Annotated in this window: 15 protein-coding genes; all 15 read left to right on the forward strand. The window is 40.6% G+C overall.

All coding sequences use genetic code 11. The features are described 5' to 3' along the window. Nucleotides 1–65 precede the first annotated feature (65 nt). Nucleotides 66–350, forward strand: a complete 285-nt coding sequence (gene flgM / locus EC604_RS17255; RefSeq protein WP_123065336.1) for a flagellar biosynthesis anti-sigma factor FlgM — start codon at nucleotides 66–68, stop codon at nucleotides 348–350. Between the two features lie 11 nt (nucleotides 351–361). Next, the gene (locus tag EC604_RS17260) at nucleotides 362–865 is read left to right on the forward strand and encodes a flagellar protein FlgN (RefSeq protein ID WP_123065337.1); all 504 of its coding nucleotides are present in this window, start codon (nucleotides 362–364) and stop codon (nucleotides 863–865) included. A gap of 19 nt (nucleotides 866–884) precedes the next feature. Further along, the gene (flgK, locus tag EC604_RS17265) at nucleotides 885–2,429 is read left to right on the forward strand and encodes a flagellar hook-associated protein FlgK (RefSeq protein ID WP_123065338.1); all 1,545 of its coding nucleotides are present in this window, start codon (nucleotides 885–887) and stop codon (nucleotides 2,427–2,429) included. Nucleotides 2,430–2,453: 24 nt separating this feature from the next. Beyond that, a complete protein-coding gene (gene flgL / locus EC604_RS17270) occupies nucleotides 2,454–3,374 on the forward strand; it encodes a flagellar hook-associated protein FlgL (protein ID WP_123065339.1) in 921 nt (306 codons plus the stop codon). Between the two features lie 16 nt (nucleotides 3,375–3,390). Continuing rightward, the gene (locus EC604_RS17275) at nucleotides 3,391–3,960 is read left to right on the forward strand and encodes a DUF6470 family protein (RefSeq protein ID WP_123065340.1); all 570 of its coding nucleotides are present in this window, start codon (nucleotides 3,391–3,393) and stop codon (nucleotides 3,958–3,960) included. Nucleotides 3,961–4,011: 51 nt separating this feature from the next. Further along, nucleotides 4,012–4,497 carry a flagellar assembly protein FliW gene (fliW, locus tag EC604_RS17280; protein ID WP_240036980.1) on the forward strand — a complete coding sequence of 162 codons (486 nt, stop codon included), beginning with the start codon at nucleotides 4,012–4,014 and terminating at the stop codon, nucleotides 4,495–4,497. Nucleotide 4,498: 1 nt separating this feature from the next. Then, nucleotides 4,499–4,744 (forward strand): carbon storage regulator CsrA, encoded by a 246-nt coding sequence (csrA, locus tag EC604_RS17285; RefSeq protein WP_123065341.1) that lies wholly within the window; start codon nucleotides 4,499–4,501, stop codon nucleotides 4,742–4,744. Between the two features lie 142 nt (nucleotides 4,745–4,886). Beyond that, nucleotides 4,887–6,566 (forward strand): flagellin, encoded by a 1,680-nt coding sequence (locus EC604_RS17290; protein WP_123065342.1) that lies wholly within the window; start codon nucleotides 4,887–4,889, stop codon nucleotides 6,564–6,566. Nucleotides 6,567–6,707: 141 nt separating this feature from the next. Then, entirely contained in the window at nucleotides 6,708–8,522 is a 1,815-nt protein-coding gene (locus EC604_RS17295) for a motility associated factor glycosyltransferase family protein (RefSeq protein WP_161556968.1), read from the forward strand. Between the two features lie 80 nt (nucleotides 8,523–8,602). Then, nucleotides 8,603–9,607: an NAD-dependent 4,6-dehydratase LegB gene (locus tag EC604_RS17300; RefSeq protein ID WP_192895126.1), complete on the forward strand. Its 1,005-nt coding sequence runs from the start codon at nucleotides 8,603–8,605 to the stop codon at nucleotides 9,605–9,607. After that, nucleotides 9,604–10,776, forward strand: a complete 1,173-nt coding sequence (locus tag EC604_RS17305) for a LegC family aminotransferase (RefSeq protein ID WP_123065345.1) — start codon at nucleotides 9,604–9,606, stop codon at nucleotides 10,774–10,776. Before EC604_RS17300 ends, EC604_RS17305 begins: the two co-directional genes overlap by 4 nt. After that, nucleotides 10,766–11,923: a UDP-N-acetylglucosamine 2-epimerase gene (neuC, locus tag EC604_RS17310; protein WP_123065346.1), complete on the forward strand. Its 1,158-nt coding sequence runs from the start codon at nucleotides 10,766–10,768 to the stop codon at nucleotides 11,921–11,923. The genes EC604_RS17305 and neuC overlap by 11 nt, the downstream gene beginning before the upstream one ends. Before the next feature lie 28 nt (nucleotides 11,924–11,951). Beyond that, nucleotides 11,952–13,028 carry an N-acetylneuraminate synthase gene (neuB, locus tag EC604_RS17315; RefSeq protein WP_123065347.1) on the forward strand — a complete coding sequence of 359 codons (1,077 nt, stop codon included), beginning with the start codon at nucleotides 11,952–11,954 and terminating at the stop codon, nucleotides 13,026–13,028. Between the two features lie 186 nt (nucleotides 13,029–13,214). Beyond that, complete coding sequence (locus EC604_RS17320) at nucleotides 13,215–14,261, forward strand: nucleotidyltransferase family protein (RefSeq protein ID WP_345789273.1); 1,047 nt, start codon at nucleotides 13,215–13,217, stop codon at nucleotides 14,259–14,261. A gap of 57 nt (nucleotides 14,262–14,318) precedes the next feature. After that, nucleotides 14,319–14,960, forward strand: coding sequence for an acetyltransferase (locus EC604_RS17325; protein WP_123065349.1), 642 nt, complete (start codon nucleotides 14,319–14,321; stop codon nucleotides 14,958–14,960). The last annotated feature ends 12 nt before the right edge of the window (nucleotides 14,961–14,972 follow it).

The following is a 14,972-nucleotide window of genomic DNA, read 5'->3' on the forward strand; positions in this document are numbered from 1 at the left end:
TAAAGATAAAGAAAGAAATACGTATATCAACGAAAAAAATTCAGGTGAAAGGAAGTGCACTTCGAATGAAAATCAATGAACCAAGTCGAATTGGAGCCATCAATTCATATCAGAGGAATGTTGAATCCAATCAGCAGGCTGAGACCAAGAAAAGCCGCCGTAAGGATGAAGTATCCATTTCTCCGGAGGCGATGAAGATGCTCGAAGAACAAGGACGTACGCAAGATGCAGGACGGCTGCAACGAATTCAGGAGTTGAAAGAGCAGGTAAGCTCGGGAACATACCAGGTGGACAGTAGCAAGCTTGCTGACAAGCTGCTACCGTATTTCAAGTCTTTTGATAAGGAATAGGTGATTATGTAATGGCAGCACTGGACAGATTAATTGCAGTTTTAGAGCAGATGGAGCAAAGTCACCGTGATATGCTGGCACTCAGTCAGGTTAAACGAGAAGTTATCGTCAAAAATGATGTAGACCAGCTTATTGCTATCATGAATAAGGAATCCAAGTTTATGAAACAGCAGGAGCCGCTTGAAACAGAACGACTACACGCTGTCCACGAACTGCTTCAGGAGCGTGGCATTAAGTCCATGCTGAACCTGAATATTACCGAGATTTCCAAGCTGATCTTTGATCCGGCTGACAAACAGCGATTGTTTGAAGTTCAGAAGAAGCTGGCGGGAACATTACAAGAATTGAAAGATATCAATCAACTCAATCAAAAGTTAATTGAACAATCGTTAATGTTTATTGATCTATCGATGGACATCTTTGCTTCGAGGCCTGAACAGGATGCAACTTATCAGCATCCTGCTGATAAGCACGGCAATCCAGGACGAATCGGTCTGTTCGACACGCGTGCCTGATTAAATAGGGGGAAACCAGGTGACATCTACATTTCATTCAATCGAAACGGCTAAACGCAGTTTGTTTGCACAGACGACCGCTCTTAGCACAACAGGTCATAACGTAGCCAACGCCAACACGGAGGGGTACTCACGTCAGAAAGTAAATATGCAAGCATCCATTCCTATGGAGCCGTTTGCATTTTTGCATAGTACATCACCAGGGCAACTCGGAACGGGGGTAGAGTTCGACTCGATCACCCGTGTTCGCGAGAAATTTCTGGATGACCAATATCGCAACGAAAATACCAACTTCGGGAGTTGGTCCATTCAACGGGATACACTGGAGAAACTTGAGGCAATTGTCAACGAACCTTCCAAAACTGGTTTTCGTACGGTTATGGATAATTTCTATAAATCCTGGTCAGATCTAAGTAAAAACCCGGAAGACGTTACGGCTCGCCGAATTGTTAAAGAGACCACTCTGGCTCTTACCGACGCGATGAACCAGATTAGTCGCCAATTAGACTCTCTAAGTCAGGATTTGGATAGTAATATTGCGGTGAAAAGTAATGAAATTCAGGGTTATCTGGGTAACATTGCAAACCTGAATAGTGCAATCGTAAAGGTTGAATCCCTTGGCGATAACGCAAACGATTTGCGTGACCAACGTGACTTAATGGCAGACAAGCTGTCCAAAATTATGAATATTACCGTTACCGATACACCACAGGGCTACCAGATTCAGATGAATGGACAGGAGCTTGTAACGGGTGGGGCTGTTCAAGCTACTGTAGATTCAGCGTTTTTGAATAATGCCTATACAGCGGGTACGCTCACCAACGGTGAAGTTCACGGTATGATCAGATCCAGAGATACGCTGGTGAGTGATTATCGTAAACAGATGGATGACTTAGCGAATACGCTGGCCAATGGAGATATTGATATCACCATACCTGCGGGCTCCGTGTTGCCGGAAAACAATTCGTTGGGCCTTACGGGCGCAGCGCGGACACTGACCAGTGACATGAAGGTTACAGTAAAAGGGCTGAACGGATTGCATCAACTGGGTTACAGCATGGATGGAACGAATAATGGAGGATTACCGTTCTTTACTGCGGCTGGAGGCGGAACTGCAATTACTGCCGGAAATATCTCCTTGAATGCTGCAATATTGGCTGATCCAAGTAAAATTGCAACATCCCTGCGGACGACAACGGCTTCCGGCACGGAAACGGTGATTAAGGGGAACAACACTCTTGCGAACTTGATCGCAAACCTTAAGGATACGCCGATGAAATCGGCAGATGGTCTAAGTAGTGCAACGATTGGTGCTCAATTTAGTGCCATTGTGGGACAGTTAGGTGTTCAATCGCAGGAAGCCGCACGTCAGACTTCCAACTCCGAGTTTTTGGTACAGCAAGTGGATACACGGCGTCAATCCGTCAGTGGTGTATCACTGGATGAAGAGATGGGGAACATGATCAAGTTCCAGCATGCGTACAGTGCATCAGCACGTTTTATGACCACATACGATCAACTGTTAGATAAATTGATTAACTCTACGGGTATGGTAGGCAGATAATCGAAGGGAGTGACATGACAGACCATGAGAATTACAAATAATATGTTGGGTGCGCAACTGCTAATGAACCTCAACAGGAATGCACAACAGATGAACAACACTCAGACTCAACTGGCTACGGGGCGTAAAATCAACAAGCCTTCGGATGATCCGGTAGGGATCACGTACTCCCTTCGTTACCGTGCTGAATTATCATCTAATGAGCAATATCAGAAAAACGTGGATAGTGCCGTTTCCTGGTTGGAATTTAATGATACCGTGCTGAATCAGGCTGGTAACGTTGTTCAGCGTTTGCGTGAATTGACGGTTCAAGCGACAACAGGAACTAATCCTCAGACCGCACTCGATAGCATTAATGAAGAGGTAAAACAGCTGAAGGAACAGCTTATTGATATTTCGAATAGTAAGCTTAATGGGAAATACATTTTTAATGGGGAGACCTATGATGTCAAACCTTATGATTTTCCTTCTAATGCGGATGGTACGCTAGATACGACCAATGCTGCTTCGGTAGTGACGGACCAAGGGAAGATCAATTTCATTGTAGGTGAAAGTGTGCAACTGCCTATCAATGTAAGCGGGAATGAAGTTTTCGGTACAGCTACAGAACAAGACAATCTATTTGTGATCATGAATACCGTTATGCAAGCATTACAAGATGGCGACCAAAAGGAATTGTCTAATCAACTGGACATCATGGATTCTCGTATGGGGAAAATATTGTCGATCCGATCCGAAATTGGAGCAAAAACAAACCGTGTTGATCTGATGATGGGGCGTTTGGATGATCTGGGTATTAACCTGACGGATCTGCAAGCCAAAGTCGAGGATGCCGATATTGCAGAACTGTCTTTGAAATCTAAAATCCAGGAAAATATCTATAACGCCTCGTTGTCTGTTGGCGCAAAAATCATATCACCTTCTCTGGTGGATTTCCTGAGATAAGAGGAGTGGGTGCAGTATGAAGATCCTTCCTGTGGTACAGATTCAGACAACCCCTTCTATATTAAATATTGATGCCGACCCTGGAAAATATTCTATCCGTCAGCCCAAAGCCGATGTACAGCTTCAGACTAAGCCGGCTAAACTTACGGTTCAGAGTCATCCGATTGAGCTTAATGTAGATCAAAGCCAAGCATTCGCCGCCTATACAGGCGGTAATATGATTGATATGAATGCCCGAATCTACTCGGGAATTCAGCAAAATTTCCTTCAAAATCTCGCTGCGCGAGTAGAACAAGGGAACCAGCTCGCTGCTATTCACAAACCAGGCAATACGATTGCGAACATTGTGGGCAGCGATTGGATGCCTCAGCCGTTTCCAGAGACGCGAACTCCTGCTTCTTTTGATAACGTGGAGATCCGCATCAATACAAGGCCACCCGATATTAGTTATGATCCGGCGGTTTCTGAGCTGAATGTGACGGTAAACAAACCGGAGATTGAGTATCAACGAGGCAAGCTGGACATCTATGTGAAGCAATATGCATCCGTTAAATACACACCGCCAGCCATCGATATGGCGTTATAAGTTATAATGTGAGCTATAGACGGTCTCGGACGAAGCCCTCTATGGCTTTTTTTGTACAAAATCATCGCCAAGGAGGCGTTTATTATTTTTATTCAGACAAGCATGTGGGGAGAAGTTGAAGTTCAGGAGAAAGAAATCTATCAATTTCCCAAAGGATTACCTGGATTTGAAGAAGAAACAGAATTTGCACTAATCCCGTGGGAAGACACACCGTTTAGTTATTTGCAATCTGTGCGTGAGAAGGAGTTGTCTTTCTTGTTAGTGAGTCCTTTTACGTTTGCGCCTGACTACAGCTTTGAGTTGAGTGAAGTGGATAAAGAAGAGTTGCAGATTGACGAACAAGTCGCCGTATTCTCTCTGGTTACCATCCATTCGCAAGCCAATAAATCGACAATGAATCTCCTGGCACCAGTCGTACTTAATCCGGAAAAACAACTGGGCAAACAAGTTGTACTTCATCAGTCCGGATACGATACACGACATCTGATCTGGGCCGAAGAGGAAGAAGATGCGAGATCCGTGAAAGGTGGAGTGTAATATGCTCGTTTTGTCCAGGAAAAAGGGTGAGTCCATTGTCATCCAGGATCAGATCGAAGTCACGGTACTTGCTGTGGAAGGGGATACCGTAAGAATCGGCATATCCGCACCAAAGCATATTGATATCTTTCGCCAAGAGATTTATGCCGCAATTCAGGACGCAAACCGGGAGTCTGCTACACCGCTGGCTGCCGATGTTGAAGCATTCATGGAACGTCTTCGAAATAATGGATTAAAAAAAGATTAAAAATTTCCCATTTGCTATAAACAGTTGCTCACCTCCCGTCGATATATAATTTAGACGCTGCTTCGGCAGGGCGGCCGACCTTAATGTCGCGGCGTTTACCACAAGGATGTGGAACTAACTTATTTCAGGGAGGAAACACTCAATGATTATCAACCACAATATTCCGGCGTTGAACACTCACCGCCAATTGTCCATCAACACTAGCAACACTAACAAAAACATCGAAAAATTGTCTTCGGGTCTTCGCATCAACCGTGCTGGTGACGATGCTGCCGGTTTGGCAATTTCCGAAAAAATGCGCGGCCAAATCCGTGGTTTGGACCAAGCTTCCCGTAACGCTCAAGATGGTATCTCTTTGATCCAAACAGCTGAGGGTGCATTGAACGAAACTCACTCCATCCTGCAACGTATGCGTGAGATTTCTAACCAATCCGCGAACGGAACAAACACAGATTCCGACCGTCAAGCACTGCAAGACGAGATGAACCAATTGACTTCCGAAGTTAACCGTATCGGTAACACTACTGAGTTCAATACTCAAAAGTTGCTTAACGGTGGTATTGGTTCAAGTGACAGCGAGAAACTGACTCAAGCTACAAACGCTAAAAAAGCAATGGGTACTGCAATCGCTACTGGTGCTATTACATTTGGTGCGGGTGCAAAAATTACGATTGATGATAAAACATTTGCACTTTCCGCTGTGACTGCTGGCGTAGGAACTTCCACTGCGGCAGAAAACGCTAAAGCATTGAAAACTGCGTTGGATGCTACTACATCTGGTGGAGTTAAATTGTCTGATCTGGTAGACATTAAAGTAGGTGCTGGTAATACACTTGAGTTCACTGCTAAGTCTTCAGGCGCAACAAGCAAAATGGAGTTCGTAAATGCTACAGCTTTGGGAGCGAGTGTTGCGACTTCGATTAAAGTTAAAGGAGACCCTTCAACAGTAGAACGTGCAGGACTCCAAGGTGCTACTGCCCTTACTGCTGCAGCTGTTTCCATTGCTTCTGGTTCAACAATCAAATTCACAATTGGTTCTGAGAGTGAAGTGACTGTTAACCTGAACACAGGCACTACTCCAAAAACATATGATACTACAAATGCTGATGCTAACGTAGCTAAAGCTGCTATGGAATCACTCGTTAAAGATTTGAATGCATCTTTGCAAGCAGCTGGCATGGACAGCAAAGTTACAGCTTCCTTGTCTAAAGATAACAAACTTCAGTTCCTGTCCGAGACAGGTAAAGATATTAAAGTGGGCGCTGGTACTACTGCATTAGGTCTGGGTATTGCGAGCACTGCAACAATCGGTAACGTTCAACAAGTGGTAGGTGCTGGAGCACAAGGAGTAGGCTTCTCCACGAAGTTCCAAATTGGTGCAAATACAGGCCAATCGATGTCCTTGCAAATTAACGATGTTCGTGCAGCAGCACTGGGTATCACAGGAAATGCTGGACAAGCTGGTTTCACGAAAGATAACAACGTTACTAACGGCTCTAACGATATTAAAGGCGAAGCTGCTCTGAACATCTCCACTCGTGAAGATGCTTCTAAAGCAATCGCAGTTCTGGACAAAGCGACTTCCCTGGTTTCCAGCGAACGTGCTAAACTGGGTGCTGTACAAAACCGTCTGGAGCACACAATCAACAACTTGGGAACAGCTTCCGAGAACCTGACTGCTGCTGAATCCCGTATCCGTGACGTTGACATGGCAAAAGAAATGATGAGCCAAACGAAGAACAACATCTTGGCTCAAGCAGCTCAAGCTATGTTGGCTCAAGCAAATCAACAACCACAAGGCGTACTGCAATTGTTGAGATAATTGAAGCTTTAACAGAAGTCTGTACTAAGATGATTTCTGATCAGTTCAAGAAAGCCCCACTTGGTGGGGCTTTCTTGCTATACTAGGTGCTGTAGTGAATCTCTGATTATTAAGAAAATTATGCATAAGGGAGCAAGCAGAATGGAGTTAATGGATCGGAATATTGAGATTCTATCAGCTAACGCCGATCACTGGATTGGAATGCCTGATGAAAGTGAGTTAGAGCAAATCTCCTTTGAAGTGGATAGTAACGGGAATGAAATATTCATCAATGGAGAGCAGTCGTTTTTTTTAAAAAATGAATTCGATGATTCCAATCAGCCCAACCCTTTAAAACGGGAACTGATTTTTGTTCTAGGAATTTATTCTATAGAAGAAATTCAAAAACTTATTACATTGATGGGCGACGAGTCTTTGTTAGTCATCATTGAACCTAATCTCCCCTTGTTTAGCTATTCGTTGCAAGAAAAGGATCTTTCATTCCTTCAAAGACCGGGAGCGGTTTTGTTCGCTGATAAAATAAGTAATCTATCTCGATTTTTAGATAAATATCTATTAACTAATGCTATTTTCTATGTGAAGACGATCAAATTTTATTTTACTCATATGTATCGTGAACAAGATCTTCAGTCCAGTTTGGCTGTGGTTAAAATAATTAAAGAGTCCGTAAGCTATAAAACAATGTTGTACGGTAACTCTGTAGAAGATAGTTTGATAGGATTTAAAAATCATATGAAAAACCTCAAGCATCTTACTCGTTCGAAAGATGTTTCACTACTCAAGAATACAATGCGTAACGTGCCAGCTGTAGTCGTGGCTGCCGGTCCGTCTTTAAATAAAAATATCAATCAATTACATGACTTGAAAGATAAAGTCGTTATTATTGCTGTGGATACCATTGCTCAACGTCTTTGTGATGAAGGGATTATTCCTGACTTTATTTGTTCGGTAGAACGAGGAATAGAGACCTACACTTATTTCTATGAAGGCAAGAAGTATCCTGTTGAATCAACACTTGTTGGTCCCCTAGTTCTGTACCCCAACATATTGGAAGAGTTCCCTGGTAAACTTGTTATACCTATGCGTGAAAATGTAGGAGAGTTTATATGGTTGAAAGAAGTCTTAGGGTTAGGGGACGATAGCTCTATAAGTATCGGTCTATCTTGTGCTCATGTAGCTTTTGGTGTCGCTGAGCACATTGGAGCTTCTCCAATTATATTGCTGGGGCAGGATTTGGCTTACGGGGATACGGTTGGAGAGACGCATGCTGGAGGCACGATCTATGATGACAAAGATTTAACAAGTAGCATGTACTCCTCATTTGACCTCTTGGAAACGGAGGGTTATTACGGAGGGAGAGTTGCTACTACAGAAATTTGGAATACATTTCGAACGTGGTTTGAATTAGAAATTACGAACAAGAAGTTACATGTCATTAATTCCACAGAAGGTGGAGCCAAAATTGCGTATACTGAACAGTTAAGCTTAGAAGAAGTTGGGAAGAGGTACTGTAACGATAAGATAAAACCTATGCCAGAAGTTTTACAAGAAATACCGAACTATCCTCTTGAGAAGCAACGGCTAAAGGAAATTATGAGAGAACAGTATAGACATTTTTTGGATATTAAACTTCAGTTCGAGAAACAACAAAAACAAGTTAGACGTGTTAAAATAAATGAGAATTCTTCTGAAGCCGAATTGAAAGAAGCGCTGAAGAAGATTGATCGAACCGAAGACTTTTTTTTGCTAGTATTAGACAATTGGCTAATACGGCACTGTTTACAGCCAGCGATGAGAACCTCTGTATGGAACTTATATACTATAGAGCGAGTGATTAATGCCAATAATGTTATTAAAGCACAAGAGGTTAATCTTGGGTTTTTAGATGTCGCTGTATATACCTTAAATGAAATTACTTCCTTACTAGCAGAAACGGCTGAAAGCTTGGGAGAGTAACGTTGCTTTATTAAAACCTCACTATATTGCGAGAGATATAATTTTCTGAAAAGGTGCTGTAAAAACATTTTCTGTAAAGGATGATTCTGTTGAAAATTTTGGTTACAGGTGCTGATGGATTCATTGGCTCTCATTTAACCGAAGAACTTGTCAAAAGGGGATATAACGTTAAAGCGTTTGTTAACTATAACTCCTTCAACTCGTGGGGATGGTTAGATCAAAGCTCAATGGATGTTAAATCACAGCTCGAGGTATTTGCAGGAGATATCAGGGATCCTTTTGGTGTAAAACAGGCCATGGTTGGATGTACTCACGTGTTGCACCTGGCAGCATTAATCGCGATTCCCTATTCTTATCATTCACCATCCACATATATTGATACGAATATTGTGGGCACCTTAAATATCGTACAGGCTGCCAAAGAGTTAAATGTGGATAAAGTCGTGCACACTTCAACTAGTGAAGTTTATGGTACAGCGTTGTACGTTCCAATCGACGAAGATCATCCGCTTCAAGGACAATCCCCTTACTCTGCATCGAAAATTGGTGCAGATCAAATGGCGTTGTCATTTTATCGTTCATTTGAAACCCCAATTTCCGTAATACGACCATTTAATACGTATGGACCACGTCAGTCTGCCCGTGCAGTTATTCCTACAATTATTAGTCAGATTGCAAATGGAATTCATAATATTAAGCTTGGTTCGGTTACTCCAACACGTGATTTTAATTATGTGGAAGATACGGTGAATGGATTTATCTCTGTTATGGAATCGGATCAATCCATTGGAGAAGTTATTAATATTGGATCTAACTATGAAGTTTCCATAGGTGAGACTGCTGATACTATTGCGGACATCATGGGCGTAAAGTTAGTGATAGAAACTGATGAAGATCGTCTTAGACCTGAAAAAAGCGAAGTGGAGCGACTCTGGTGTAACAATCAGAAGGCAAAAGACTTATTGGGGTGGGAACCGATGTTTGGACAAAAAGAGGGGTTTCGTAGAGGGTTACAAGCAACGATTAATTGGTTTACTGACGAAGATAATTTATCAAGATATAAAGCTGATGTGTACAACTTATGAATAATAAACAATGGATGGAATTAGCCACGTTAATAAAAGCTGAATATCAAAAAGAAGTGGTCGGACTCCATGAGCCGACCTTTAATCATAAAGAGGTTGAATATGTAACGGATTGTGTCAAATCTGGATGGGTATCCTCTGTTGGTTCTTATGTTAATCGTTTCGAGGAAGAATTAGCTCGTTTTGTGGGTGTGAAGCGAGCAGTAGCTGTCGTAAATGGGACAGCAGCATTGCATATCTCTTTAAAGCTTGTTGGCGTGGTAGAAGAGGATGAAGTTCTCATTCCTTCTTTGACCTTTGTTGCAACAGCCAATGCTGTAACTTACATTCGGGCTATTCCTCATTTTGTTGATGTGAATAGAGATTCACTAGGAATAGATCCAATGAAATTGGAAAGATACTTGGATTCTATTGGGGAATTTCGGCAGGGAGAGTTGTATAACAAAAATACAAACCGTCGAATTAAAGCAATGGTACCTATGCATACTTTTGGTCATCCTTGTATGATGGATGAGTTAGTTTCAGTGTGTGAGAAGTTCAATCTTGAACTTGTGGAAGATGCAGCTGAGTCATTAGGTAGCTACTATAAAGAAAAACATACGGGGAGCTTTGGACGGGTTAGTGCTGTTAGTTTTAATGGAAATAAGATCATCACAACTGGTGGAGGTGGAGCTATCCTAACGGATGATGAGACCTTGGCGGATTATGCTAAACATTTGACTACCACGGCAAAAGTTCCACATCAATGGATGTATCTGCATGATGAGATCGGTTTTAACTATCGAATGCCTAATCTAAATGCAGCACTAGGATGTGCCCAATTAGAGAAGCTTCCTTCTTTTATTGAGTCTAAACGTAAATTAACAGAAACCTATTCTCTCTGGCTCGAAGAAATTGAAGGGGTTAGATTATTTAAAGAAATTCCAATGGCAAGAAGTAACTATTGGTTACAAACGATGCTTATCGAAGACGAGAATCATAAAGAAGAAATTCTTGAATTCTTAAATGGGCAGGGAGTAATGTGTCGTCCAGTCTGGAGCCCTTTGCACACATTGAAGATATATCAATCATGTCCTAGAAGCGATCTTAGTGAAACAGAGTATTTAAATGCAGTTATAATTAGTATGCCTAGCACACCATTAAGTGAGGTATCTACCGTTGAATCGTAAAATCTGTATTGTTACTGGGACTAGAGCAGAGTATGGGTTGCTACACCACCTGATGAAGCGAATAATACATGAGCCTGGACTTGAGTTGAAACTTATAGTCACGGGGATGCATCTGTCCCCAGAGTTTGGTCTAACGTACAAGGAAATTGAAGAAGATGGTTTTGTTATAGATGAAAAGATTGAGATGTTGATCTCTGGAGATTCAACGACGGCGATAACGAAATCAGTAGGATTGGGTGTTATTTCATTTGCTGATGCACTTGAAAGAATCAAACCTGATATTCTATTAGTTTTAGGTGATCGTTTTGAAATTTTTGCAGCAGCTCAGGCCGCTATGATTATGAGGATTCCAATAGCTCATATCCATGGGGGGGAATTGACTCAAGGAGCTATAGATGATGCTATCCGTCATTCTATAACCAAAATGGCACATTTTCATTTTACTGCTTCTGAGGAATATAAAAATCGTGTAATTCAATTGGGCGAACAGCCGGAGACCGTCTATAATGTTGGAGCGTTAGGAATAGAAGGTATACGAAAAACAAAATGTATGGATATAGTAGAATTATCTGAGAGTATTCATTTTCAATTAGAAAAATTTTTTCTAGTTACGTTGCATCCAACTACTTTGGAAGGCAGTTCTTCAGAGATACAAATTCAGAATCTGCTTAAGGCCTTGGATCAATTCCCCAATTATCAAATCCTGTTTACGAAAACAAATGCCGACACCGATGGGCGGATTATAAATAAATATATTGAGGCGTACGTTGAGCGGAATCCTGACCGTACAAGAGTCTATACCTCGCTTGGACAAGTTAGATACTTGAACGCTGTTCGCCATTGTGAAATGGTGATTGGTAATTCTTCTAGTGGACTTTTAGAAAGTCCAGTTTTCGAGAAACCAACTATAAATATAGGAATACGTCAACAGGGGAGGCTCAAAGCTGCATCTGTCATTGATTGTTCCTTTTCAATAGATGATATAAAGGCTGCAATAATAAAAGGCCTCTCAGCTTCTTTCAAAGAAGAGATCAAGAGTGCCCCTTTGTTATATGGTGAAGGTAATACTTCCGAGAAAATAGCCCTGATCTTAAAAGAAAGTAAGCTTGGTAACATACTTTTAAAAAAATTCTATGATTTTAAATAATATGTTTTTTTATTCAAGGGAGCATACCATGAAAACTTATATTATTGCTGAGGTCGGAGTTAATCATAATGGTTCATTGGAAATGGCTAAAGAATTGATTAAGGTGGCTAAAGATTCCGGAGCAAATGCTGTAAAATTTCAAACTTTTAAGGCAGAGAGTCTAGTAACTAAAAATGCTGAACAAGCAGAATATCAAATCAAAAATTTGAAAGGATCTTCCTCCCAATTTGAAATGCTAAAAAAGTTGGAACTCAGTTACGAAGAATTCGAACATTTGCAGGCTTTTTGTAAAATGCAAAATATAGAATTTCTATCCACACCTTTTGATGTGGATAGTGCTGACTTTTTAATGGATAGACTGGGCATCGATAAAGTTAAAATACCCTCTGGCGAGCTTACCAACGCGCCTTTTTTGCATTATATCGCAACCAAAGGAAATAAGATGATCGTGTCAACAGGAATGGCCGATTTAGATGAGATTCACGAGGCACTTTCTTATATAGCATATGGGTTTGCTAATCCGACAGAACCTGTTAATGAGCAACATGTAAAGACTTTTTACCATACAGATCATGCTAAGGCATTACTTCATGAGCATGTTGTTTTGCTTCATTGCACTACACAATACCCAGCTCCAACTGAATCAATTAATTTGAAGGCAATAAAAACATTAGAGCAAGAATTTCAGGTTCCTGTTGGCTTTTCAGACCACTCAGCGGGGATTAATCTTGCAATGGTTGCAGTGGGTATGGGAGCTACAGTAGTAGAAAAGCATTTTACGTTAGACCGCTCCTTGGAAGGACCGGATCATAAGGCATCGCTAGAGCCAGATGAATTAAAGGCTTTCGTTAGTGGCATTAGAGAAGTAGAAACGGCACTTGGAGATGGGATTAAAAGACCTAGTGAGAATGAATTCCAGAATCGTATCCCAGCTCGTAAAAGTATTGTTGCAAAAGAATCTATTCGAGCAGGCGAGGAATTCACGATGAGCAATATTACTGTTAAAAGACCAGGTAGTGGTATCGAGCCTAAGAAATATTGGGCACTTCTTGGTAAAAAAGCTTCTAGAGATTTCAAGGAAGATGAGTTAATTGAGTATTCATAAGGTGTTGAATGTGTTTGGAGGTATTTCTTTCAAGATAGTTTGAGATTTAAGAACGTTAAAAATTAGTGATTAGATATAAAATAACAGAATCGTTCTCCGATAATAAAGTTATTGGTAGTCACGAAATGATAGAGAAATAGATTCTATGATGGAAGAAGGGATGCGCTTATGAAACTATGGGAGAAAGTGATCGTACAAGATGACAGGAACTTATTAGAAACCATGAAGGTTATCAACGAGTCATCCTTACAATTTGCAGTTGTTGTTGATAACAATGGTTGTTTGTTAGGGACTGTAACAGATGGAGACATAAGACGAGGTCTGCTTAAAGGATACGGACTAGATGTCTCCATAAAAATGATCATGAACTCTAATCCTGTAAGTGAACTTGCTGGGCAGCATCCTAATGTATATAAGCATAGTATGAGTGTTAAAAGGCTTAGGCAATTACCGATTGTTAATAAACAAAATAAAGTGGTTGATGTACTTTTTGCTGATAGAATGGAACATGGAACGAAGCATAACAAAGTTGTTCTAATGCTTGGGGGATTAGGGACCAGATTACGCCCCCTAACCAATGAAATTCCTAAACCTATGTTAAAAGTAGGAAATAAGCCAATTTTAGAAACCATTGTTGACGGATTTAAACAATTTGGTTTTTCTCAATTTATTTTCTCTGTAAATTATAAAAAAGAGATAATTAAAGATTACTTTCTTAACGGAGAAGCACATAACATAAATATTGATTATATAGAAGAAGAGAAGAGAATGGGGACAGCTGGAGCACTCTCTTTATTAACTGATCGCCCTAAAGAACCCTTTTTTGTAATGAATGGAGATCTGCTTACACAAATTAATTTTCAACATCTTATGCAATTTCATATAGAGCAAGATGCAATTGCGACAATGTGTGTGAGAGAATATCAGTACCAGATTCCTTACGGTGTAGTAGAAACAGATGGAACGAATCTAATCAATATTAATGAGAAGCCGGTGCATTGTAGCTTTGTAAATGCAGGCGTGTATGTTCTGGATGCTGCAGTTTTTGATTATATCCCCCATGGAGAATTTTATGATATGCCTACCTTGTTTAAGGAACTTGTGGCTAATGGAGAGAAAGTGGCAGTTTTTCCTATTCATGAATATTGGCTTGATATAGGACAAATTACGGAATTTGAGCAAGCGGATAGAGAATATCAGGGGATTTTCAGAAAAGAAGAATTAGTGAAGTGAATGTTTGAGTATAAGGATTTTAAATACTATATTTAATACAATAAGGACTGGTATTTAATGGCGTCGAATAAAATTTTATTAATTGGTGGTGGAGGACACTGCAAATCAGTTTTAGATAGTCTCATAGGGTTGAATTTATATTCAGATATCGCAATTATTGATAAGAGAGAAAATGTAGGTAAGAATATACTTGACGTTCCAATAATAGGTACAGATGAAGAACTTGAAGAGTTTATTAATAAAGGATTTCATTCTGCTTTTATTACGGTTGGAAGTGTCGGTAATCCTGAGCCAAGAATCAAGTTACATCAATTAATAACAGCCTTCGGCTTTCATATACCTGTGATTGTTGATAAATCAGCAGTCATTGGTTCTGATACGAAATTTGGTGAAGGAGTCTTCGTTGGGAAAAGAGCCATTGTAAACGCAGGTTCTGTTATCAATTCCTGTGCAATACTGAATTCAGGAGCAATTATTGAACATGACTGTAATGTTGGGGAATATGCTCATGTAGCTTCTGGTGTAGTTTTAGCTGGCGGTGTTAAAATTGGTAACAACGCTCATATTGGAGCACAAACTGTAATTAGACAGAATTTAAGTATAGGTGAGGGTACTATCATAGGGATAGGCAGTGTAGTCGTGAAAAGCATTGGCAATAATGCTGTGGCTTATGGAAATCCTTGTGAAATCGTTAAATAAGATAATGAAGTA

This window comes from Paenibacillus amylolyticus, assembly GCF_003719335.1.
Classification (GTDB): Bacteria; Bacillota; Bacilli; order Paenibacillales; family Paenibacillaceae; genus Paenibacillus; species Paenibacillus amylolyticus_D.